Source organism: Kribbella sp. NPDC049227 (assembly GCF_043197265.1).
Taxonomy (GTDB): domain Bacteria; phylum Actinomycetota; class Actinomycetes; order Propionibacteriales; family Kribbellaceae; genus Kribbella.
Map to the genome: position 1 here is coordinate 168,164 of NZ_JBICST010000004.1, position 21,928 is coordinate 190,091.

21 protein-coding genes are annotated in these 21,928 nt (G+C 68.6%); 10 read left to right on the plus strand and 11 right to left on the minus strand.

Features of this window, described 5'->3' with window-relative positions; genetic code table 11:
• The first annotated feature begins 63 nt into the window (after window positions 1–63).
• Both ACGFH6_RS18525 and ACGFH6_RS18530 read left to right on the plus strand, forming a co-directional pair.
• Window positions 64–384, plus strand: coding sequence for a hypothetical protein (locus tag ACGFH6_RS18525; RefSeq protein ID WP_393385128.1), 321 nt, complete (start codon window positions 64–66; stop codon window positions 382–384).
• On the plus strand, window positions 341–1,240 hold the full coding sequence (locus ACGFH6_RS18530) for a LysR family transcriptional regulator (protein WP_393385130.1): 900 nt from the start codon (window positions 341–343) through the stop codon (window positions 1,238–1,240). The genes ACGFH6_RS18525 and ACGFH6_RS18530 overlap by 44 nt, the downstream gene beginning before the upstream one ends.
• A 32-nt stretch (window positions 1,241–1,272) precedes the next feature.
• On the opposite strand, the gene ACGFH6_RS18535 is transcribed toward ACGFH6_RS18530, so the two are convergent.
• Entirely contained in the window at window positions 1,273–2,037 is a 765-nt protein-coding gene (locus ACGFH6_RS18535; RefSeq protein WP_393385132.1) for an SDR family NAD(P)-dependent oxidoreductase, read from the minus strand.
• Window positions 2,038–2,087: 50 nt separating this feature from the next.
• Between ACGFH6_RS18535 and ACGFH6_RS18540 the strand changes: the two genes are divergently transcribed.
• The 3 genes from ACGFH6_RS18540 to ACGFH6_RS18550 all read left to right on the plus strand — a co-directional run bounded on the left by ACGFH6_RS18540 (window position 2,088) and on the right by ACGFH6_RS18550 (window position 5,609).
• The gene (locus ACGFH6_RS18540) at window positions 2,088–2,756 is read left to right on the plus strand and encodes a pyrimidine 5'-nucleotidase (protein ID WP_393385134.1); all 669 of its coding nucleotides are present in this window, start codon (window positions 2,088–2,090) and stop codon (window positions 2,754–2,756) included.
• A gap of 111 nt (window positions 2,757–2,867) precedes the next feature.
• A complete protein-coding gene (locus tag ACGFH6_RS18545) occupies window positions 2,868–3,572 on the plus strand; it encodes a FadR/GntR family transcriptional regulator (protein ID WP_393385136.1) in 705 nt (234 codons plus the stop codon).
• Between the two features lie 78 nt (window positions 3,573–3,650).
• Window positions 3,651–5,609, plus strand: a complete 1,959-nt coding sequence (locus ACGFH6_RS18550; protein WP_393385138.1) for a glycosyl hydrolase family 28-related protein — start codon at window positions 3,651–3,653, stop codon at window positions 5,607–5,609.
• On the opposite strand, the gene ACGFH6_RS18555 is transcribed toward ACGFH6_RS18550, so the two are convergent.
• A complete protein-coding gene (locus ACGFH6_RS18555; RefSeq protein WP_393385140.1) occupies window positions 5,569–7,104 on the minus strand; it encodes an MFS transporter in 1,536 nt (511 codons plus the stop codon). The two genes, ACGFH6_RS18550 and ACGFH6_RS18555, sit on opposite strands and share 41 nt — an antisense overlap.
• A gap of 95 nt (window positions 7,105–7,199) precedes the next feature.
• Between ACGFH6_RS18555 and ACGFH6_RS18560 the strand changes: the two genes are divergently transcribed.
• A complete protein-coding gene (locus ACGFH6_RS18560; protein WP_393385142.1) occupies window positions 7,200–7,628 on the plus strand; it encodes a MarR family winged helix-turn-helix transcriptional regulator in 429 nt (142 codons plus the stop codon).
• Here the strand turns inward: ACGFH6_RS18560 and ACGFH6_RS18565 are convergent.
• Complete coding sequence (locus ACGFH6_RS18565) at window positions 7,625–8,173, minus strand: TIGR03086 family metal-binding protein (RefSeq protein ID WP_393385144.1); 549 nt, start codon at window positions 8,171–8,173, stop codon at window positions 7,625–7,627. The genes ACGFH6_RS18560 and ACGFH6_RS18565 overlap by 4 nt on opposite strands.
• A gap of 39 nt (window positions 8,174–8,212) precedes the next feature.
• Here ACGFH6_RS18565 and ACGFH6_RS18570 point away from each other — a divergent pair, with 39 nt between their 5' ends.
• Entirely contained in the window at window positions 8,213–9,364 is a 1,152-nt protein-coding gene (locus ACGFH6_RS18570; RefSeq protein WP_393385146.1) for a pyridoxal phosphate-dependent aminotransferase, read from the plus strand.
• A gap of 138 nt (window positions 9,365–9,502) precedes the next feature.
• Here ACGFH6_RS18570 and ACGFH6_RS18575 read toward each other — a convergent pair whose 3' ends face one another.
• The 3 genes from ACGFH6_RS18575 to ACGFH6_RS18585 form a co-directional block, all read right to left on the minus strand.
• Window positions 9,503–10,102, minus strand: coding sequence for a hypothetical protein (locus ACGFH6_RS18575; protein ID WP_393385148.1), 600 nt, complete (start codon window positions 10,100–10,102; stop codon window positions 9,503–9,505).
• Between the two features lie 88 nt (window positions 10,103–10,190).
• Window positions 10,191–10,541, minus strand: coding sequence for an ArsC/Spx/MgsR family protein (locus ACGFH6_RS18580; protein ID WP_393385150.1), 351 nt, complete (start codon window positions 10,539–10,541; stop codon window positions 10,191–10,193).
• A gap of 36 nt (window positions 10,542–10,577) precedes the next feature.
• The gene (locus ACGFH6_RS18585; RefSeq protein WP_393385152.1) at window positions 10,578–11,150 is read right to left on the minus strand and encodes a hypothetical protein; all 573 of its coding nucleotides are present in this window, start codon (window positions 11,148–11,150) and stop codon (window positions 10,578–10,580) included.
• A 97-nt stretch (window positions 11,151–11,247) separates the two neighbouring features.
• Here ACGFH6_RS18585 and ACGFH6_RS18590 point away from each other — a divergent pair, with 97 nt between their 5' ends.
• The gene (locus ACGFH6_RS18590; RefSeq protein ID WP_393385154.1) at window positions 11,248–11,703 is read left to right on the plus strand and encodes a GNAT family N-acetyltransferase; all 456 of its coding nucleotides are present in this window, start codon (window positions 11,248–11,250) and stop codon (window positions 11,701–11,703) included.
• Between the two features lie 13 nt (window positions 11,704–11,716).
• On the opposite strand, the gene ACGFH6_RS18595 is transcribed toward ACGFH6_RS18590, so the two are convergent.
• On the minus strand, window positions 11,717–12,316 hold the full coding sequence (locus ACGFH6_RS18595; protein ID WP_393385156.1) for a hypothetical protein: 600 nt from the start codon (window positions 12,314–12,316) through the stop codon (window positions 11,717–11,719).
• 76 nt (window positions 12,317–12,392) lie between these two features.
• Between ACGFH6_RS18595 and ACGFH6_RS18600 the strand changes: the two genes are divergently transcribed.
• The gene (locus tag ACGFH6_RS18600) at window positions 12,393–12,953 is read left to right on the plus strand and encodes a dihydrofolate reductase family protein (protein ID WP_393385157.1); all 561 of its coding nucleotides are present in this window, start codon (window positions 12,393–12,395) and stop codon (window positions 12,951–12,953) included.
• A gap of 38 nt (window positions 12,954–12,991) precedes the next feature.
• Here ACGFH6_RS18600 and clpB read toward each other — a convergent pair whose 3' ends face one another.
• On the minus strand, window positions 12,992–15,574 hold the full coding sequence (clpB, locus tag ACGFH6_RS18605; RefSeq protein WP_393385159.1) for an ATP-dependent chaperone ClpB: 2,583 nt from the start codon (window positions 15,572–15,574) through the stop codon (window positions 12,992–12,994).
• A 186-nt stretch (window positions 15,575–15,760) separates the two neighbouring features.
• Between clpB and ACGFH6_RS18610 the strand changes: the two genes are divergently transcribed.
• Window positions 15,761–19,381, plus strand: a complete 3,621-nt coding sequence (locus ACGFH6_RS18610) for a S8 family serine peptidase (RefSeq protein WP_393385161.1) — start codon at window positions 15,761–15,763, stop codon at window positions 19,379–19,381.
• A gap of 69 nt (window positions 19,382–19,450) precedes the next feature.
• On the opposite strand, the gene ACGFH6_RS18615 is transcribed toward ACGFH6_RS18610, so the two are convergent.
• The 3 genes from ACGFH6_RS18615 to dnaJ all read right to left on the minus strand — a co-directional run bounded on the left by ACGFH6_RS18615 (window position 19,451) and on the right by dnaJ (window position 21,906).
• On the minus strand, window positions 19,451–19,987 hold the full coding sequence (locus ACGFH6_RS18615; protein WP_393385162.1) for a GNAT family N-acetyltransferase: 537 nt from the start codon (window positions 19,985–19,987) through the stop codon (window positions 19,451–19,453).
• A 294-nt stretch (window positions 19,988–20,281) separates the two neighbouring features.
• The gene (locus tag ACGFH6_RS18620; protein ID WP_131363688.1) at window positions 20,282–20,737 is read right to left on the minus strand and encodes a heat shock protein transcriptional repressor HspR; all 456 of its coding nucleotides are present in this window, start codon (window positions 20,735–20,737) and stop codon (window positions 20,282–20,284) included.
• Window positions 20,737–21,906, minus strand: coding sequence for a molecular chaperone DnaJ (gene dnaJ / locus ACGFH6_RS18625; protein WP_393385164.1), 1,170 nt, complete (start codon window positions 21,904–21,906; stop codon window positions 20,737–20,739). Before dnaJ ends, ACGFH6_RS18620 begins: the two co-directional genes overlap by 1 nt.
• Window positions 21,907–21,928 lie beyond the last annotated feature (22 nt).

Genomic DNA, 21,928 nt, shown 5'->3' on the forward strand with positions numbered 1-21,928 from the left:
AAGAATCCATTGGACGTATAGAGGGTCCGGTTCCTACCGTTGAAGGGTCGAAAGGAAACCACCATGCACTACGTCCCCTTCTCCGTGGTCAAGTCGATCCACGAGCAGACCCACTCAGCAATGCCGAACGCACCGGTCGTCCCGCACATACGGCGCGGTCCACGCCGGCGCCCGCTGCGCGCCTTACGGCGGATGATGCAGCGGCCGACCACCGTGACCGAGGCGGCACCCGTCGCCGAGGTGGCACCCGTCGCCGAGGTAGCGGCGCCGGCGCTGACGCTGGTCTCATCCACGGCCGGCCCGAACAGGTCTGCCATGGAGCTGTGCGAAGCTGAGGTTCGTGATCGAGGTACGACGACTGCGAGTGCTGCGCGCGCTTGCTGATCACGGGACCGTGACTGCGGCCGCCGAGGTGCTTCACCTGACGCCCTCGGCGGTCTCGCAGCAGTTGGCCGCACTGGAGTCCGAGGTCGGCCAGGAACTGCTCGAACGTCGCGGCCGCCGGGTCGCGATCACCTCGGCCGGCCGCCTGCTGCTGACCCACACCGACAGCATCCTCACCGAGGTGGAGCGCGCCGAAGAGGCGATGCGGCTGCACGCGAACGGCAGCACCGGCGAGGTCCGCATCACCGCGTTCGCCACCGCGATCAGTCTGCTGGTCGCGCCCGCCCTCGCCCGGCTCCGCGCCACGAACCCCGGCCTCGACCTCGTCATCCGTGATGCCGAAGGGCATCAGGGCATCACCCAGTTGCTGGACGGCGACGTCGACATCGCGATCGCGGTCGAACACCGCGGCTCGCCGCGCCCCGACGACCGGCGCCTGGTCCGGATCCCCTTGTACGCCGAGCCTTTCGTCGCCGTACTGCCGCCGTCACATCCGGCCGCGGCCCACGACACCGTCGAGTTGGCGATGCTCGCAGGCGACGACTGGGTGATGACCGCGCCCGGCAATCCGATCCGGGATGTGGTCGTGCTGGCCTGTGAACAAGCCGGCTTCCAGCCGCGCGTCGTCCATCAGTCCGACGACTTCCGCGCCGTCGCCGCGCTGGTCGCCGCCGGCGGTGGGGTGTCACTGGTCCCACGTCTCGCCGTACCGACTCCAACCCTCGCGCTCATCCGCCCGCTCCCCGACCCCGTCCCCACCCGGCGGGTGTACGCCGCGGTCCGCCCAGGTCGTGCCGATCACCCACTCGTCACCGCCACTCTCGCGGTCCTCACCGAGGTCGCGGAGAAACTCTGACGCACCAGAATCGTTGCCGCAGGCCACCAAAGTCAGCGGCGACGGCCGTCCAGGCCGACGGTGGAAAGGCGCGCGATGAGCGTGCGTGGGGTGTAGCGGGCGGCGGCCATCAGGAGCTTGTAGCGCAGGCTCGGGATCGAGATCGCCTTCCCGCGCATGAGGTCCTTCCAGGCGGCGTCGACCATGTCGGTCGCGTCCAGCCACATGAACGAGGGGATGACCGACTTGTCCATCCCCATCCGGTCGTGGAACTCGGTGTGCACCAGGCCCGGGCACAACGCCATCACGGCGACCCCCTTGGCGTGCAACTGGATCGCCAGGCCGGCCGAGAAGGTCGTCACCCACGACTTGTGCGCACTGTAGGGACCGCGCTGCAGGAACCCGGCCACCGACGACACGTTGATCACCGCACCCGACCCCCGCTCGATCATCGGGAGTACGGCGGCGTGCGTCAGCCGCAGGACGACGCGCACCAGCAGGTCGAACTGCTTCTCCTCGGTCTCGACCGAGTTCGCCCAGAACGGCTTCTTCTGCCCGAAGCCGGCGTTGTTCACCAGCACCTCGATCGGCCCGGTCCGGAACCGCTCCTCCACCCTGGCCAGGTCGTCCCGATCGGTCAGGTCGGCGGCGATCACCTCACAGGCCACGCCATGCAGGCGGGTGAGGTCGGCCGCGACCTCCTTGAGCCGCGCCTCGTCCCGCGACACCAGCACCAGGTCGTATCCCTCCACCGCCAGTTTGTCGGCGAAGGCCCGGCCGATCCCGGTCGCAGGTCCGGTGATGAGCGCAGTCGGCACGTTCGATCCTCCCGTCGGTGACGCACCCAGTCTGTCATTACCCTGGCCAGATGCGGCCGGACCTCGACACCTGGATCCTCGACCTGGACAACACTTTGTACCCGGCGGACTCCGCACTCGCCGCGCAACTCACGCACGGCATCCTGTCGACCGTTGCAGGTTTCTACGACACGGACCTCATCGGCGCCCGGCGGATCCAGGCCGAACTGGTCGCGCAGTACGGCACCTCATTGCGCGGTGCGATGATCACGCGCGCCATCGACCCGCACGAGTTCCTCGGTTTCGAGCGGCGGATCGACTATTCGGTGCTCACCCCGGACGCGACTCTTGCCACCGCGTTGCAGGCGCTGCCTGGGCGTCGATTCGTCTATACGAACGGCTCGGTCTACCACGCCGAGCAGGCGCTCGAGCGCCTCGGGCTGACGACCCACTTCGACGGCGTTTTCGACATCCTGGCCGGCGACCTGATTCCGAAGCCGTATCCGGAGAGCCTCGACGCGTTCCTGACCCGCTTCGCGATCGACCCCACCCGGGCGGCCATGGTCGACGATCTCGAGGTCAACCTCACCCTTCCGTACGAGCGCGGGATGACGACCGTATGGATGTCGGCCGAGCCGTTCGCGGACGGGACGCAGTACCGGCGGATCGCGCCTCGGCAGTGGCACACGTGGGATCTGCCGGCCCTTCTCCGGTCCATGGTGGCGCCCGCTGACATCTGACGAGTTGGCGTTGCCTCGCCGTACGACCCCCGTTAACCGGGCGATGTGACCGCGAGTGGTCTGAGGACTTACGCTGCACACCTGAGTCTGCGGGGACAGGGGAGGTAGCGAATGGCAGCCACCGACAAGGCATTGGCCGGCCTGCGTCAGATGATCGCATCCGGCCGGCTCGGGCCGGGGGCGAAGTTCCCGCCGGAGCCGGAGCTGTGCGACCACCTCGGGGTGTCCCGCAGTTCGTTGCGTGAGGCGGCTCGTTCGCTGGCGGCGCTCGGCGTGATCGAGTCGCGGCACGGCTCGGGCACGTACGTGTCGGCGCTGGATCCGGCGGAGATCATCAGCCGGTTCTCGTTGTCGGTCGAGCTGATCCCGCTCGAGGGGGTGCTCGAGTTGCTGGAGGTACGGCGGGTGCTCGAGGCGCACGCCACCGCCGCGGCGGCCGCGCGGCAGGATCCGGAGCTGGCCGCGCAGCTCAGCGAGATCCTCGATCGGCTCGAGTCGACCACTGACGCGACCGAGATCCAGCAACTCGACGCCGAGTTCCACGGCGCGATCTGTACGGCGGGCGGCAACCCGACCGTCACCGCGCTGACCGGCGTGATCCGTGGCCGCGGCGGTCACTACCGCATCTTCGAGCCGGGCGACGACTTCGCGGCGATCAAGCAGACCAGCGACCGCGGCCACCGCGCCATCCTCGCCGCCATCGCCCGCCGCGACCCGTCGGCCGCCGCCACCGCCGCCTCGGCCCACATAGCCCAAACCGAACTCTGGCTCCGAGCCCTCCGCCCCGCCCCCCAACCCGAACTCCCCACCGACTGACAGAAATTTTCTCCTGCCTGTCGACATCTTGCGCAGATCTACATACCCTCCAGACAATTCGTTCGGAGGGATCCGCCAATGTCCCGATCACAGCTGCGCACCCTGGCCGTCGTACTGACGACCGCCCTTCTCGCCGCCGTCCTGACCACCCCAGCGATCGCCACCCGCCCAGCTCCCCGCATCACCCGGGCCGGACTCGACCCCGCCCTGGTCGCCGGTCGCGGCGCGCAGGTCCCGTTCCTCGAGCAGGAGGCTGAGAACGCCTACTTCACCGGCGAGAAGATCGGCCCGAGCCGCGAGGCCTACACCCTGCCGGCCGAGGCCTCCGGACGCACCGCCGTACGCCTGCAACCCAAGCAGTACGTCGAATTCACGCTGACCCGGCCAGCGAACGCGCTGACCCTCCGCTACAGCATCCCGGACACGCCGACAGGCGGCGGCCTCCGAGCCCCACTGGACGTCACCGTCAACGGCAAGCACAAGCGCACGATGACACTCACATCGGAGTACGCCTGGCTGTACGGGATGTATCCGTTCTCCAACGACCCGAACGTCGACCCGATCCCCGGCTGGTGGAAGCCCGAACCGGACCCGGTCGCCAAGCCGTTCCGCCCGAACCACTTCTACGACGAACAACGGCTCCTGCTCGACCACACCTACCAGGCCGGCGACCGCGTCCGCTTCGCCGTACCGCGGAACACGCCAGCCGCCTGGTACGTCGTGGACCTGGCCGACTTCGAGCTCGTCGAAGCACCGCTCAAGCAACCACCCCGATCCCTTTCAGTGCGGCTGTTCGGCGCCGACCCCACCGGCCGGTACGACGCGGCCCCCGCGATCGAACGCACCATCGCCCTGGCCAAGCGCCTCGGCCTCTCGGTCTTCATCCCGCCGGGCACGTACCAGGTCAACCGGCACATCGTCGTCGACCAGGTCACGGTCCGCGGCGCCGGCAACTGGTGGACGATCATCAAAGGCAAGGTCCTGCCACTCGACGAACCCGCGCCCGACAAGTCCGTGCACAGCGCCCCCGGCTTCTACGGGAAGTACGCCGGCGATGGCGGCAGCACCGGCGTCCACCTGTCCGGCTTCGCGATCGAGAGCGACGTACGGGAACGCATCGACACCGACCAGGTCAACGGGATCGGTGGCGCGATCGGCGGCGGGTCGACGATCGAGAACCTGTACCTGCACCACACCAAGGTCGGCATCTGGCTGGACGGACCGATGGACGGCGTCCTGATCCGGAACAACATCATCACCGACGCCGTCGCCGACGGGATGAACCTGCACCTCGGCGTCTCGAACGTCCGGGCGACCAACAACTTCGTCCGCAACAGCGGCGACGACGGCCTGGCGATGTGGTCCGAGTCGAACCCCGACGGCCTGGTCAACCACGACAACGTGTACGACCACAACACCGTCCAGACGCCGGTCCTCGCCAACAACATCGCCATCTACGGCGGCCGCGACAACGCGGTCACCGACAACCTGGTCGCCGACCCGATCCGCGAGGGCAGCACCCTGCACGCCGGCTCGCGGTTCAACGCGACGCCGTTCGAGGGGACGCTGCGGTTCGCCCGGAACACCACGGTCCGGGGTGGTCCGCGCGACCTCAACTGGGATCTCGGCCTCGGCGCGATCTGGCTGTACGCCTTGCAGTCGACGATGTCCGGCACGATCGAGATCACCGACAGCTCGTTCCTCGACTCGACCTACAACGCGATGATGTTCGTCGTCGACTGGCCGGTCAAGGACGACTACGCGATCACAAACGTTGCCGTGCGCAACATCAAGGTCGACGGCACCGGGACGAACGTGGTGAACGCCCGGGTTGGGGGCTGGGCGACGTTCGAGAATGTCGACGCGCGGAATGCCGGCGCTCCGTTCGTCAACAACTGCGGCACGTTCCACTTCGACGGTCCACCCGAGTTCGACGTACGTCTGCTGGGCGGGAACGACGGCGGGTGGTCCGGTGCGACCTGGTGCGAGGACCGGCCTACCGTCGTACCACCTCCGCCACCTTCGGCGTGGAACTGACCCGCTGCCGGAAGGCCAGCGTCAGCACGATCGCCCCGGCGAGAGTGAAGCAGGCCGCTACCACGGCGGCTGTGTGCATCGCATGCAGGAAGGCGTCGTTCGCGGCGCCGACCAGATCCGGGCGATGGATGGCTCCGGCCGCGTGTCGCGTGGCCTCGGCGGAGACCGAGGCCGCGTCCCGCGCGTCGGCCGGCAGACCGGCCAGCGACGGCGCGATCGCGTGCTGGTACGTCGACGACACGATCGTGCCGAGTACGGCGACACCGAGAACACTGCCGACCTGGCGGATCGCATTGTTGACCGCCGACCCCGCACCGATGCGATCCATCGGCAGAGTCGCGATCACTGCCGCCGTCGTGGGAGCCACGGTCGCACCGATCGCCAGCCCGGCCAGAGCGCCGACCACACCGACCCACACCAGCGAGGTGTCGACCAGATAGGTGAGGTTGAGCGCGTGACACAGCGCGAACGCGGCCAACGCCGTACCGCAGACCTTCGCGACACCGAAGCGACCGGCCAGCCGGGCACCGAGCGGTGAGCCCAGTACGACGCCTGCCGCGCTGGGCAACGACATCAGACCGGCGGTCAGCGCGCTCATGCCACGCGCACCCTGCAGGTAGAAGGCCAGATAGAAGCTCTGACCGGTCAGCGTCAGGAACACTCCGGCGAGCACGAGGTTGCCGGCCGCGAAGCGGCGGTTGCGGAACAGCCGGGGATCGAAGCTCGGCTCGTGCTCACGCCACTCCGAGTAGAGGAATCCGGCCAGCAGGACCAGACCGGCGGCGATGCTCGCCCACACCTGCCAGCGACTCCAGCCACCTTGGTGGCCGCCCTCGATCAGACCGTAGGACACGCCGAGCAGACCGAGCGTCGACAGGCCGAGGCCGAGCGGGTCGAGCCGTCGTCGCTGCGGGCTTCTGGGGTTCGGGAGGACGAGGCGGGCGCCGAGCAGACCGGCCGCGACGATCGGCAGGTTGATCAGGAACACCGATCCCCACCAGAAGTGGTCGATCAGCAGGCCACCGAGCACAGGACCGACAGCCACCCCCAGACCGGCCGCCGACGACCAGACGGCGATCGCACCAGCACGCCGCTCGGGCGGGAAGGTCCAACCGATGATGGCCATCGAGGTCGGCCCGAGGAGCGCGCCGCCGAGGCCCATGGTTGCGCGGGCGACGATCAGTGAGGTCGGACTGTCCGCCCAGGCCGCCCACGCGGACGACGCGCCGAACACGACCAGACCGAGCATCAGGACAGTCCGGTGACCGTAGCGGTCGCCGAGTGCGCCGGCCGCGAAGAGTGCGGTGGCGAAGAGCAGTGAGTAGATGCCGATCGCCCATTGCAGTTGGCCCGGCGTGGCACCGAGACCTTCGACGGGGTCGGCGAGTCGTTCGAGGGCGATGCCCAGAACGGTGGAGTCGATCCAGATGAGAAGGGACGACACGACGAGGATCGTGAGGATGCGGCGTTGCCGCGCGGGCTCGATCGAGGACACGAAGTCTCCTATGATTGACAGGACCCTGACGAGGTTTCGAGTCTCTCTCGATTGTCAGGAACCTGTCAATCATATTTATCGGCAGAATTGGGTTCATGGACCACGACGACCCGACCGGCTGCGTGACCTTCCTCGTCCGGCACGCCTGGCTGAGCATGCGCTCCGCGCTCGCCGACGCCCTCGACGAGCACGGGCTGTCCGTGCAGCAGTACGGCGTACTCGTGCTGGTCTCGAGGGCGCCGGGGCAGACCGTCGCCGAGGTCGGACGCGAGGTGGGTACGGCGCGTCAGTCCGCGAACGAGCTGATCAGCGGGATGGAGCGCGCCGGGCTGCTCGAACGGCGGCCGAACCCGAAGGACCGGCGTACCCAGCAGGTCCACCTCACCCCGGGCGGCGAGCAACGGCTGATCGATGTGGGTCCGGCCGTTCGCAAGGTCGAGGAGGATCTGGAGGCGTCGTTCAGTGATGCCGACCGCGCGGCCGCTCGCGCGTGGCTGCACCACATGGTCGAGAACGCCGGCTAGCGGCCGCTGCGGACCAGCAGCCGTTCGAACTCGGTCGACGCCGTCAGATCGGTCGGCGGCCGGAAGCCCTCCTCCGCGAAGGACTCACCGAGCATCCTGGTCAGCCCGGAGTGCGCGAGCGCAACGGTCGCGTCGTCGTACCTGATCGATCGGCCGAGGCCGGTGGCGAGATCCCAGCTGTGGATGACGGTCTCGGCGACGAGTTCCTCGACGAGGAGCTCGACCGGGGTTTCGCCGCGGTACGGCAGCTCGATCGTGGCCGGGGCCTGACTGAGGTGGGTGACCAGGTCGGCTTCGCGGAGGTCACGGGCAGGGTCGTCGGTGAGCGTGTAGGTGGGCGATCCATCGGCCAGCGGCGGCTCGTGCCCGACCGCGCAGGCTGCGAAGACCTGGTGCCAGCCGATCACGTGCTCCAGGAGGCGGCGTACGTCGTACTCGCCGCACGGCGTGGGCCGCGTCAGGTCCGCGGGGCTGAGGTGATCGAGCAGTTCCTGCGTGATGTGTACGGCGTTCGCCAGGAGGGTCAGCCGCTCGTCGTTCCGCACAGCACGATCTTGCCGCGTGGAGGGGGTTAGGGTCGGGGCATGCGCGAACACGCTGTGCGGTTGGACGGGCTCGGGACGACGATCTTCGCCGAGATGTCGGCGCTCGCGGTGGCGACCGGATCGGTGAACCTCGGGCAGGGATTCCCCGACACCGACGGACCCGACTCGCTGCTGGAGGACGCGATCGCGGCGATCCGGGCCGGCGCGAACCAGTACCCGCCGGCGCGCGGCATCCCCGCGTTGCGGCAGGCCATCGTCGACCACCAGAAGCGGTTCTACGACTTGTCGTACGACCCGGACACCCAGGTCCTCGTCACCACGGGCGCCACCGAGGCGGTCGCCGCCGCGCTGCTCGCGTTCGTCGAGCCGGGCGACGAGGTGATCGCGCTCGAGCCGTACTACGACTCGTACGCCGCCGGGATCGCGTTCGCCGGCGGCCGCCGCGTGCCGGTCACGCTCCGCGCCCCCGACTACCGCCTCGACCTGGACGAACTCCGCGCCGCCGTCACTCCGCGCACGAAGGTGCTGCTGATCAACTCGCCGCACAACCCGACCGGCACCGTCCTCACCGACGACGAACTCCGCGGCATCTGCGCCGTCGCGATCGAGCACGACCTGGTCGTCATCACCGACGAGGTCTACGAACACCTCGTGTACAACGGCCTACGGCACACACCACTGGCGTCGTACGACGGAATGGCCGAGCGGACCGTATCGATCAGCAGCGCGGGCAAGACGTTCTCGGTCACCGGATGGAAGATCGGCTGGGTCACCGGTGCGCCTTCGGTCGTGACCGCGGTGACGACCGCGAAGCAGTTCCTCACCTTCACCTCAGGAGCGCCGTTCCAGCCGGCCGTCGCGAATGCGCTTGCCCTGGGCAACGAGTACTTCGACGCCCTGCGCGCCGACCTGCAGTCGCGCCGCGACCTGCTCTGCGACGGCCTCGCCGCCCTCGGCTTCGAGGTCCACCGCCCGGCCGGCACCTACTTCGTCACCACCGACATCCGCCCACTGGGCCACACCGACGGCATCGCCTTCTGCCGCATGCTCCCCGAACGCGCCGGCGTCGTAGCCATCCCCCACCAAGTCTTCTACGACAACCCAGCCCCCGGCCGCCCCCTGGTCCGCTGGGCCTTCTGCAAACAACCCCACATCCTCAAAGAAGCCCTAACCCGCCTCCAAAACCTCTGACCTCAGCGGAGGAACAGGACAGCGGCCGGTCGCGTGTGAGAGACTGGCACCAGCTCGCCCCGCGCTGCCGGGTGAGAAGTGAAGCTGGGATTCCCGCCGGAATGACGGGCCCCAGCTTTCGCGTTTTCCGGGCCAGTCTCAACGGACGACCACCTGGTGGATCGTGACCACGTCGGTCATCGCCGTCAGCCAACGATCCTCACCGAGTACGAGCGCAGACATCGCCCCCGCGACGGCATCCGGCAGCCAGAGCATCGGCTCGGCGGACGGCTTGGCGAACCCGACCTGCAATCCGGGTGTGATCAGTCTCTTGCGACGCGCACTGTCGACCAGTCGCAGGTCGCGCTTGTCCTGTGCAAGTGCGCGGGACTCCAGCCGTACCTCGGAGACACCGAACTGATCCAACTCGTGCAGCAGCCGCTCGAGACAACACCGGCGAGCGCGTTCCTGCCGGGACCGATCCATCGGCGTACCCACCGTGAGGATCGCGGCGATGTCCAGGCGCCCAACGGCCTCCGCGATCAGGTCCCGTCGCTTCACCGACTCAGCGACCCAGTGCAGTCTGACGCCGGGCTTGATCATCAGAGCAGACACCTCGCGGCGCAGGTCATCGCACTGTCCGGGATCAGCGACGACTGCCGCCATCGTGTAGGTGCCGGAGCCCCCGACCGGTCCGATGACAGCGGACTCGTCGACCCAGGCGGACAGGCTGAACTCGGGCGGGGGCGTGCTCGGCATTCATGGGATTGTTCATGAATCCAGCGGCGCCACGCGGGCTCTGTCCGCAGGTGTTGTGGGGCAGGTGGGGGCAGGGTGGGGCAGATCGTCAGGGGAGGAAGCGGGACAGGGTTTCTGGGTCTCGGGCGACGGCGGTGGTGGTGTCGTCGGCGGTGAGGATGGGGCGTTGGATGAGGATGGGGTGGGTGACCATCGCTTCGATCCAGGCGGGGCGGTTGGCGGCGTTTCGGGGGAGGTCGCGGAGGGGTTTGGCGTCGGGTTCGTTGTGGCGGACGAGGTCCCAAGGCTCGAGGTTGAGGCGAGCCAGGACCTCGGTCAGTTCGGCCGCGGTGGGCGGGTCGTCGAGGTAGCGGCGGACCGTGTAGGTGACGCCGGCCTCGTCGAGGGCCTTGGTGGCGGTGCGGCACTTGGAACAGGCCGGGTTGATCCAGATCTCCACGGATGAAGTCCTTCGGGGTCAGCGGTGGGGGACGCGTCAGCGGTGGTGGAACCAGAGCTTGGTCGGCTGCTGGAGCATCAGGAACAGCAGTGTGCCGTGAATCGCCAGCCCGAGGATGCCGCTGGGCAGCGCCACCACTCCACCCACGATGCCGATCGCGGCGACCACGATCAGCATGACTCGGGCCCACGCGCGACGCTTCCGGACGAAGATCGCCGGCAGGATGTAGACGAACGCGCAGATCACGGCCGCCGCCACGGCGACGCCCTGCGCATCCTTCGTGCCGGTGAGAACCTCGGAGATCTGCTCACCTGCAGAGGTCAACGCCAGACCGGCGAGCAGGAGGCTCATCACGCCCAGGCCGAGCGAGATGACCGCGGCGATCGTCACCTGCTTGGGCGGAGCCACCGGCGCGTACGCCGCCGGGCCCGCGCCGTACACACCGCCGTATGCTCCCGGCCGGTCGCCGTACGCTCCAGGTCGGTCACCGTACGGCGTCCCGCCAGGCGACGGCGGACCCGCGACATCTCCGGGTGAGCCGAAGACACCGCGATACGGACCAGGCCCTTGCTCGGCCCGTCCCGGCTCGTCGCCCTGTTGCTCGGTCATGCTCTGAAGAGTTCCTTCCACCAGCCCCCACCCCTGATCCTCGCAGATCCCCCAAATTCTGTTGCCCGTCAACGGAGCCGAAGGTGATGGTGGCGGTGTGGATGCTGCCGAATTCGAGCTGCGGAGTGGTGTCGATCCGGAATTGGAGGAGGACCTGGTCGACCGACTGGTCGAGTACAACAAGGAACGGTCCGCGGTGGTCCGGGAGCGGTTCGAACCGGCGAACCTGAAGTCCGAACCGGTGCAGGTGTTCGCCCTCGGACCTGACGGATCACTCCTCGGCGGCTGCGCGGGGCGGGTGGAGCGGAGCTGGCACTGGCTCACGATCGACACGATGTGGGTCGACGCGAACGCGAGAGGCCAAGGCATCGGGACCGCCCTGCTGGAAGCGATCGAGGCGGAAGCCCGGTCCCGTGGATGCCGCTGGTCGGACGTCACCACCTTCGATTTCCAGGCACCGGACTTCTACCGCAAGGCCGGGTACGAGCAGTACGGCGTCAAACGCGACTACCCACCAGGCCACACGAACTACTTCCTCCGCAAGAACCTGTAGGCGCGCTCGGCCCCTAGGACTCGATGAGGGTGATGTCCAGGTGGGGGAAGGTCAGGTGGGGACGTAGATCGGCCGGCGTGAGTGGGGCGAACGCGAGGGCTTGGAAGTGGACCGAGGTGCCCGTGGTGCCGTCCGAGTCGACGGGGTCGAGGTCAGTCACCGGTACGCCGTACTCGTAGTGCTGGGTCCAGGAGCCGTTGAGGCGGCGGTTGGAGTGGGTCAGGCGATCGCTCAGAGCGGCGACCACTGACATTCCCCGGCGCGGGTGCCCGTCGGGGAGGAGCGGTGCGGCCGGGTCCTCGAAGAAGCGAAGGTCCTGCGTGGCCATGACCGGCTTCTTGATCGGTCGACCGTGTTCGTCGACACGGGTGTCCGTCCCACGCCCGTCGTCCGCGACAGTGATCGAGCCATCGGCGTGCAGCGTGACCTTGCAGGCACCGCGTCGCCCGGAGGATTCGGCCTCGTCGTCAGGGTAGGCAACGACCTCCAGCACGAGGTGAAGCAGACCGCCGGGCGCGTACCGCTCGACGTCGCCCCGGATCCGGGCCAGGTGCTCCCGATCCACCGATTCAGCCCAGTCGTGCGTGGTGTTCACCCAGTCAGCCCGTGTCACCCGCCCATTCTCCCCGATTCCTTTTCGGCAGATCCGCGGTCTACACGTGTGAGACGAACCTCCTGGAAGGGGAACCATGCGCAGGATCATTGCCTCGGCGCTGATGACGTTCGACGGTGTGGCCGAGGACCCCGGCGGTTTCGGCGGGACACCGTACGGCGGCTGGGCCGGCCCGTACTTCGGTGACGAAGCTGTCCGGCGGTCGATGGAGAAGTTGTCGGGATGCGACTACTTCCTCTGCGGCCGGCGTACCTATGAGATGTTCTCGGCTGCCTGGGGAAACGCGTCAGGCCCGTACGCCGAACGCCTGAACAGCATCCCGAAACTGGTGGCTTCCACAACACTGACCGGGGAACTCACCTGGAACGCGTCGCTGCTGGAAGGCGACGCGATCCAGGCACTGAAGCGGATCAAGGCAGAGCCCGGCGGGGACATCATCATGTACGGCAACCCGACGCTCCTGCACAGCCTGCTGCGCAACGGGCTCGTCGACGAGTTGGACATCATGGTGCATCCGCTCGTCCTCGGCACCGGCGCCCGCCTGTTCCCGGACGGCGCGCCGCGCACCGAGCTTGAGCTGGTCAGCCAGACCACGCTTCCGACCGGCGTCATCGCTCTGACGTACAAACCGGCCTGAGAAGACAAAACTGGGCCGGCGCAAGGCCGGCCCAGCTCTTAGGCGGGGCTGACGTCCAGGGCGTCCTTCGCCTCGTTCAGGGTGACGTTGACGGTGTCGCCATCCCGGACACTGCCATTGAGCAGACTCCGGGCCAGCTCGTCACCGATGGCAGACTGCACCAGCCGGCGGAGCGGACGAGCGCCGTACACCGGGTCGTAGCCGGTCATCGCCAGCCACTCCATCGCACCCTCGTCGACGTCCAGGGTGATCCGGCGGTCGGCCAGACGGCGCTGCAACGCCTTGATCTGCAGGGCGACGATCTGGGTCAGCTCCTCGCTGCCGAGCGCGTCGAACAGCACGATCTCGTCCAGCCGGTTGATGAACTCCGGCTTGAACGACTGCCGCACGACCGCCATCACCTGGTCGCGCTTGGCCTTGTCGTCCAGCCCGAGGTCCGCCAGGTACGCCGACCCCAAGTTGCTGGTCAGGATCAGGATCACGTTGCGGAAGTCGACCGTGCGGCCCTGGCCGTCGGTCAGGCGACCGTCGTCCAGCACCTGCAGCAGGATGTCGAAGACCTCGGGGTGCGCCTTCTCCACCTCGTCGAGCAGGATCACCGAGTACGGACGGCGGCGGACAGCCTCGGTGAGCTGGCCACCCTCCTCGTACCCGACGTAGCCGGGCGGTGCACCGACCAGCCGCGCGACGCTGTGCTTCTCGCCGTACTCCGACATGTCGATCCGGACCATCGCGCGCTCGTCGTCGAACAGGAAGTCCGCGAGCGCCTTGGCCAGCTCGGTCTTACCCACACCGGTCGGCCCCAGGAACAGGAACGAACCGGTCGGCCGGTCCGGGTCGGAGATGCCGGCGCGAGCACGCCGTACGGCGTCACTCACGGCCTTGACCGCCTCGCGCTGGCCGATCAGCCGGCGCCCCAGCTCGTCCTCCATCCGGAGCAGCTTGCCGGTCTCGCCCTCGAGCAACCGGCCGGTCGGGATGCCGGTCCACATCGCGATCACCTCGGCGATCTCGGTCGGGCCGACCTCCTCGTTGACCATCGCGTCCGGTCCCTCGGCGACCTCGGGCTCCTCGGACGCACTCTCCAGCTCCTTGGTCAGCTCGGGGATCTCGCCGTACAGGATCCGGGAGGCGGTCTCGAAGTCGCCGTCGCGCTGCGCCCGCTCGGCCTGGCCGCGGAGCTCGTCGATGCGCTCCTTGACCTCACCGATGCGGTTCAGGCCGGACTTCTCCTTCTCCCAGCGGGCCTCGAGTGCACGCAGTTCCTCCTCGCGGTCGGCGAGGTCGGCGCGCAGCCGCCCGAGTCGCTCCTGGCTGGACGGGTCCTCCTCGCGCGACAGCGCGAGCTCCTCCATCTTCAGCCGGTCGACGGTACGGCGGAGCGAGTCGATCTCGACCGGGGACGAGTCGATCTCCATCCGCAGCCGGGACGCGGCCTCGTCGACCAGGTCGATGGCCTTGTCCGGCAACTGGCGGCCGGTGATGTAGCGGTGCGACAGGGTGGCCGCGGCAACCAGGGCGGAGTCGGAGATGGCGACCTTGTGGTGCGCCTCGTACCGCTCCTTCAGACCGCGCAGAATCGCGATCGAGTCCTCGACCGACGGCTCACCGACGAACACCTGCTGGAAGCGTCGCTCCAGCGCCGGGTCCTTCTCGATCCGGGTCCGGTACTCGTCCAGGGTGGTGGCACCGATCATCCGGAGCTCGCCACGGGCCAGCATCGGCTTCAGCATGTTGCCGGCATCCATCGAACTGTCGCCGGTCGCACCGGCGCCGACGACGGTGTGCAACTCGTCGATGAAGGTGATGATCTGGCCGTCGGAGTCCTTGATCTCGGTGAGTACGGCCTTCAGCCGCTCCTCGAACTCACCGCGGTACTTCGCGCCCGCGACCATCGCGCCCAGGTCGAGGCTGATCAGCCGCCGGCCGCGCAACGACTCGGGCACGTCACCGGCCACGATCCGCTGGGCCAGCCCCTCGACGACGGCGGTCTTGCCGACGCCGGGCTCACCGATCAGGACCGGGTTGTTCTTGGTACGCCGGGACAGCACCTGGACGACCCGGCGGATCTCGGAGTCACGTCCGATCACCGGGTCGAGCTTGCCGTCCTTGGCCCGCTCGGTCAGGTCGACGCCGTACTTCTCCAGCGTCTTGGTGGTGCCTTCGGCCTCCGGGGAGGTGATCCGGCGATTGCCACGCATCTGGTCGAACGCCTGCAGCAGCGCGTCGGCGGTGACCCCGAGCGCGGTCTTGGCGTTGCCCTCGACGGTGGCCAGCGCGATCAGCAGGTGCTCGGTGGAGACGTACTCGTCCCCGAGCCCGAGAGCCCGCTGCTCCGCCTGGCTCAACACGTCGCTCGTCTTCGGCGACAGGCTCGGCGCCTGCACGCTGCCACCGCTCGCCTTCGGCAGGCGGCTCAGCTGCTCGGCGGTCCGGCGGCGTACCGCGTCGAGGTCACCGCCGGCGGCCTCGAGCAGGCCCACGGTCGTCCCCTCGGGCTGCGCCAGCAGTGCGGACAGCAGATGAATGGGTTCGACGGTCGGATTGCCCGCCGAGGAGGTCTGGCGGATCGCGACCGACAGGGTTTCCCGGGCCAGCGTCGTCAACCGCTGAACGTCCATAGAGGTTCCAGCCTTTCAAGCTCAAGCAACAGCAAACACTGGGTACAACCTATCCAAACTTGAGTCCATTCCACTCAACTCTGGGAAATCCCGGGGAAATCTCAGGGTCGGGGCAGAACCTTCGGCCTCGGTAGGGCGTCCTCCGTCCTGGAAACCCTTTGCCCGTTCCGCCCCGGAGGCTCTCCCTTGCGAAGACACCGCTGGACCATTCCACTCCTCTGCGTAGCCGTCGCACTGAGCGGCACCGTCGCCCTGCCTGCCGGCGCCAACCCAGTCCCTGCGACCGCGGCGACCACCACCCGCATCACGCTGATCACGGGCGATCGCATCCAGGTCACCCAGTACGCCGGCCGCCCGCCGGCGATCGTGTTCGAGCCGGACCGCCACAGCATCTCCGACTCCGCCATCACCACGCTGTCCGGCGGCCACACGTACGTCGTACCGACGGCAGCCGCTGCGGATGTCACCAGCGGCAAGCTCGACCGGACCCTGTTCGACGTCACCACCTTGATCGCGGAGCAGCGTGACGACGCCCACTCGTCCACGATGCCAGTGATCGTCCACTACGCGGGCTCCGAGGCCACCGCGACGGCGCGCGCCAAGCAGGCAACGATCCCGGGAGCGGCCAGGACCCGGACGCTCGACAGCATCGGCGCACGTGCTGCGGCAATCACCAAGACCGAGGCCACCGCCTTCTGGAAGAACCCCCAGGTCGAGCGCGTCACGCTGGACCGCAAGGTCACGGTCAGCCTCGACCAGAGCGTGCCGCAGATCGGCGCGCCCGCGGCCTGGGAGCGCGGCCTGACCGGCAAGGGGTCGAAGATCGCGATCCTGGACACCGGCATCGACGCCGGCCACCCGGATGTCGCCGGCCGCATCGCGGCAGCGCAGAACTTCACTCCCACCGAGGACGCCGGCGACCACTACGGCCACGGCACGCACGTCGCCAGCATCGCGGCCGGAAACGGCGCCGCGTCGGGTGGCAAGTACAAGGGCGTCGCCCCCGAGGCCACGCTGCTGAACGGCAAGGTCCTCGACGACTACGGCAGCGGTGAGTTCTCCGGGATCATCGCCGGGATGGAATGGGCCACTGCCCAGGGCGCGGATGTGGTCAACCTCAGCCTGGGCGGCCAGGAGCCGAGCGACGGCACGGACGATCTGTCCCAGGCGGTCAACCGGCTCAGCCGCGACACCGGGACCCTGTTCGTCGTTGCTGCAGGCAACTGTTTCGCACCTGAGTCCTCCACCGTCACCTCCCCCGCGGCGGCCGACGACGCGCTGGCCGTCGGCAACCTGCTGCGCGACGGTTCGGTCAGCGACAGGTCCTGCCGCGGCCCGAGGTCCGGCGACGGCGCGCTCAAACCGGAGATCTCGGCACCAGGCACCGACATCGTCGCAGCTCGCGCAGCCGGAACCAGCCTCGGTGAACCAGTCGACGACCACTACACCAAGCTGAGCGGCACCTCGATGGCCACGCCACATGTGGCCGGTACGGCGGCCCTGCTGGCGCAGGCACATCCGGATTGGTCGTTCAGCCAGCTCCGCGAACGCCTGATCTCCACTGCGGATCCGCAACCGAACAACACCGTCGCCGAGCAGGGCGCCGGCCGAGTAGACGCGGACCAGGCCACCGACACCGGTCTGACGGTGGACTCCGGTGAGCTGGAGCTCGGCCTCCTCAGCTGGCCCTACCCGGCTGACGACGAGGTCAGCCGCGTCCTGACCTACCGCAACCCCACGAGTACGGCGGTCTCGCTGCAGCTGACCGCCGGTCCGGCCACCGTCAAGCTCAGCGCCGACCATCTCACTGTCCCGGCCAACGGCGAAGCCACAGTGACGGTCACCGCCAACCGCGCTGCCGCTGGACCGGGCACCTTCTCCGGCCGGATCAGCGCCACCGCCGAAGGTGCGGACCCGATCGTCACGACGTACGGCTGGTACGCGGAGCCTGAGCTCTACAACCTGACCATCAAGGGCATCACCCGCACCGGCGCACCCGGTGCCGGTCAGGTGGCCATCAGCAGACTCGACGGCGATCCGGTCAACATCCCGGGCGGCGTGATCATGCAGAACGGCACTGCCACCGCCCGGCTCTCACCGGGCAGGTACGAGGCCAGCGTGATGTTCTTCAGCGAAGCGACCGACTCAGAGCTGGAGCACTTCGACCTGGCTGTCGGCCCAGAGGCGAACCTCACCAAGGACGCTACGGTCACCCTCGATGCGCGGCGCGGCAAGCCGGTGGACCTGAAGGTCAAGGGCCAATCCGGTCTGACGGCTCGCGAGCGCGGTGCGGACTACACCCGGTTCAACACCGCCGGGATTCCCACCGGCGGCAACTCCATCAGCACCACCGGCGCACCGCGGGTCTTCACCGCCACTCCGGTCGGCAAGCCGGCCACCGGGACGAGTGAGTTCGCCACCGCGTCGCGACTGGAAGTTCCGCCGTACCGGATCACTGCCGGCAAGGACCAGTACGCCGTACTCGACTACTACTTCGGTCCGCGGTTCACCGGGGTGAAGGACCTCCAGGTCAGCGAGGACCCGCAGGACGTGCGCGGGAAGCTCGCGGTGATCAAGTTCAAGGACGAGGACTGGAACGGCAAGCTGGTCAAGGCCGCCCAGGACGCGGGCGCAGCGGCCGCACTGCTCTACAACCCCGATGTGGCAGGCGAGAACGGAGTCAGCGCCTTCTGGGCGACCGGCGAAGGCGAGGCGGCCACCATCCCCGCGATGCGCACCTCTCGGGAGACGGTCCGTCGCCTGCTCGAGTACCAGGGCACGGTCCGGATCGTCGGACAGGCTGCGACGCCGTACGTCTACGACCTGGCGATCCCCTGGCGGAACCAGGTGCCCGCCAACCCGACGGTCACGGCCCAGCCCAACCAGTTCGCCCGGGTCGACGAGGTATTCGGGTCGCACACGGACGGCATGCCCACCTCGGAGACCAGGTACGCCACCACGCCTGCGGGCTTCACCTTCGGTGGGTGGCTCGCACCGACGTTCAGCACTCCGGCCCGGCGTACGTCGTACATCCTCGGCAACGACCAGATCCGTTGGTCGAGCACACTGGCGCTCAACAACGGCGGAGACCAGTTGATGGGCGTGTCCAGCACCGAGCGCGTCTACCGCGCCGGTCAGCACACGTCGGCGCGCTGGGTAGCACCGGTGCAGAACTCCGGCCTCCCGGTGGCCGCGACGCCACTTGCCGGAGTACAACGTTCGGACGGTGGGCTGTCCGTCGTGATCAACCCGTACCGGCACGGATCGGACGAGATGGGTGACATCGACTTCGGAGGCACGGTGCTGACGGTGGAGCGCAATGGTCTCGTGGTCGCGTCGGAGCAGGCCTCCGCACTGTGGGCCGATGTGCCGGCCGACAGCGCCGACTACAAGATCACGATGGACACCGCACGGGAGCACGAGTTCTGGCAGTACTCGACCCGGGTGCAGTCCGAGTGGACGTTCCGCTCGCAGGGCGGTGAGAACGAGGTCATGCCGCTCGTCCTGGCCGACCTGGATGTGCCGGCCGCGGATCCGCTCAGCAGGGTGCCGTCCGGCAAGCCCACTGAGGTCCGGCTCGGTGTGAGACACCAGGCAGGTTCTCAGACGGCGAAGTTCGGGACCGTCCAGCTGGAGCTGTCGTACGACGGTCAGCAGTGGACCCGACTGCCGTTGCGGCAGACCGGCTCAGCGCAGTACACGACGACTGTCACGGCCAAGCACTCACCGTCCTTCCGCATCACCGCTGTTGATGCCAAGGGCAACAAGCTGGTCCAGGAGATCACCAAGGCCTACGGCCTGAGGTAGCGCGAATGGGGGTGGCCAGCGGCCACCCCCATTCATCGCCGCCCGGCCGCCACGTGGCCGGCTACTGGATCACTTGGGGAACTCGGCCGCGCGGATGCGATAGACCTGGAGTGTCAGGTCGTAGTACTTGTCGGTCTCGCCGACCCACACCATCCCGAGCCGGGCGGCGGTCGCGATGGCTCGCCGGTTGTTCGGGCGGGCGACGGCGAACAGTTCGTCGGTCGAGCCGTCCTTGAACGCCCACCGCATCAACGCGCGACTCGCCTCGGTCGCGTACCCGTTGCCCCAGGCACTCGGACGCAACTGCCAGCCGATCTCGAGATCCTCCTCGTACGGCGGCAGCAGCCGGATCAGCAGGCCACCGACGACCTCGCCGTCGTCGCGGCGGGCGATCGCCCACCGGCCGGCCGGTGGGACGAAGTTCGGCTGGGCCTCGATCCAGGCCTGCAGGATCATGCGCATGGTGGCCACGTCGGTCACCTTGTCGATGGCCGGCGACAACCAGGGCGCCACGTCGGGCGAGCCGTAGATCTCGAGCGCGGCGTCGGCGTCGTCTTCTTCCCAGTCCCGGATCAGCAGCCGGTCCGTCTGCAGGCTCAGCGTCACCCCGCCAGGGTATGCCGCCGGGCCAAGGGAGACGAGGGTCGCGGGTGACCGGCAGATGAACGCGAGAAGCCCCCGGACCGGCCGGGGGCTGGTGCTGTGATCGAGCCGCAGGGCGGTCCTGGAACGGACCACCCTGCGGGGGCCGAAGGGTGCTGGGGGGAGAGCACACCTTCGGCGGTGGAGGCGTCGGGGGGACGACGGCCTCCACGGACCGGAGGCTCCGAGGGGGGTCGGAACATCTCCGGTGGTCGGAGGGGGTCAGCGGCTGACCCGTGGCCGGTGTGGCGGCGCCGGTCAGCGCGGTCCCAGCTCGAGCGGCTGGGTCCGGATCCACCGGGTCGTGGTCTGCTGCCGGCCCATGGCGATCACGTCGCCGGCCGGACCGGCCGAGAAGACCCGGCTGCTGCTGCTCTGCCGGGACACACCCACACCCCGCTGGACTTCTGCCAGTAGCTGGTTGACCCGCTTGCGCAGGTCCTCCACTTCGGACTGTAGCGCGAGAATGTGCCGAATTCCCGCCAGGTTGACGCCCTCTTCCTGGGACAGGTGCTGCACGTAGCGCAGCTTCGCCACGTCGTACGCCGAGTACCGCCGGCCGCGGCCGGACGCCCGGCTCGGCGTGACCAAGCCGAGCCGGTCGTACTGGCGCAGGGTCTGCGGGTGCATGCCGGCCAGCTGGGCCGCCACCGAGATCACATAGATCGGGGTGCGGTCGTCCCAGGTCGGCACCTGGCTGAACGGGAGGCCCATCAGGAACTCCCGAACAGCCCGGCCCGCAGGTCAGGGTGTTCCGAGGCCGAGTTGAACTCCTGCAGCTTGGCGCGCTGCTCCTCGGTCAGTTCGTGCGGCACCTGCACCTCGATGGTGAGCAGCAGGTCGCCCTTAGTACCGTCCCGCCGGACCGAGCCCTTGCCACGGACGCGCAGCTTGCTGCCGTTCGCCGTACCAGCAGGGATCCGGACCGTGACGGGCATACCGTCCAGGGTCGGCACCTTGATCTCGGCACCCAGCGCCGCCTCGGTGAAACTCACCGGGACGTTCAGTGTCAGGTGCTCGCCCTGGCGGCCGAAGATCCGGTGGGTGTGCACGTGCACGGTGACGTAGAGGTCGCCCGCGGGGCCACCTCGCTCGCCGGCCGCGCCCTTGCCCTTCAGCCGGATCCGCTGACCGTCCTGCACGCCCGCCGGGATGCGGACCTGCATGGTCTTGCTCGACTGGCCGCGGCCGGAACCGTGGCAGGTCTCGCACGGCTGGTCGACGACCAGGCCGCGGCCCTTGCATTCGGTGCACGGCTCGGTCATGGCGAACACGCCGCCCTGGACCGAGGTCTGCATGCCCGTGCCTTCGCACTTCAGGCAGACCTTCGGCACCGTGCCGTACTTCGCGCCCGTACCGCGACAGGTCTTGCACGGCTCGTCACTGGTCATCCGCAACGCCACGGTGACACCGTTCACGGCCTCGGCGAACTCGATCGACGCCTCGGTCTCGATGTCGGCACCGCGCCGCGGCCGCGCCGTCGACGAGGTGGTCGTGGTCCGGCCGCCACCGCCGAACATGCCGCCCAGGATGTCGCCGAGGCCGCCACCGCTGCCTCCACTGCCGCCGCGGTTGAACAGGTCGCCGACGTCGAAGTTGAACCCGCCGCCCTGTCCGCTGCCACCCGGCATCCGGAAGCCGCCGCTGCCGAACAGCCGGCGTGCCTCGTCGTACTCCTTGCGCTTCTTCGGGTCGCCGACGACGTCGTACGCCTCGGAGACCTCCTTGAACTTGGCCTCGGCGCTGGCGTCCCCGGCGTTGGAGTCGGGGTGGTACTTGCGCGCCAGCTTGCGGTAGGCCTTCTTGATCTCATCGGCCTCGGCGGTCTTGGAGACGCCGAGAACCTTGTAGAAGTCCTTCTCGAGCCAGTCCTTCGTGCTCATCCGACGCCTCCCCTCCAGCCGT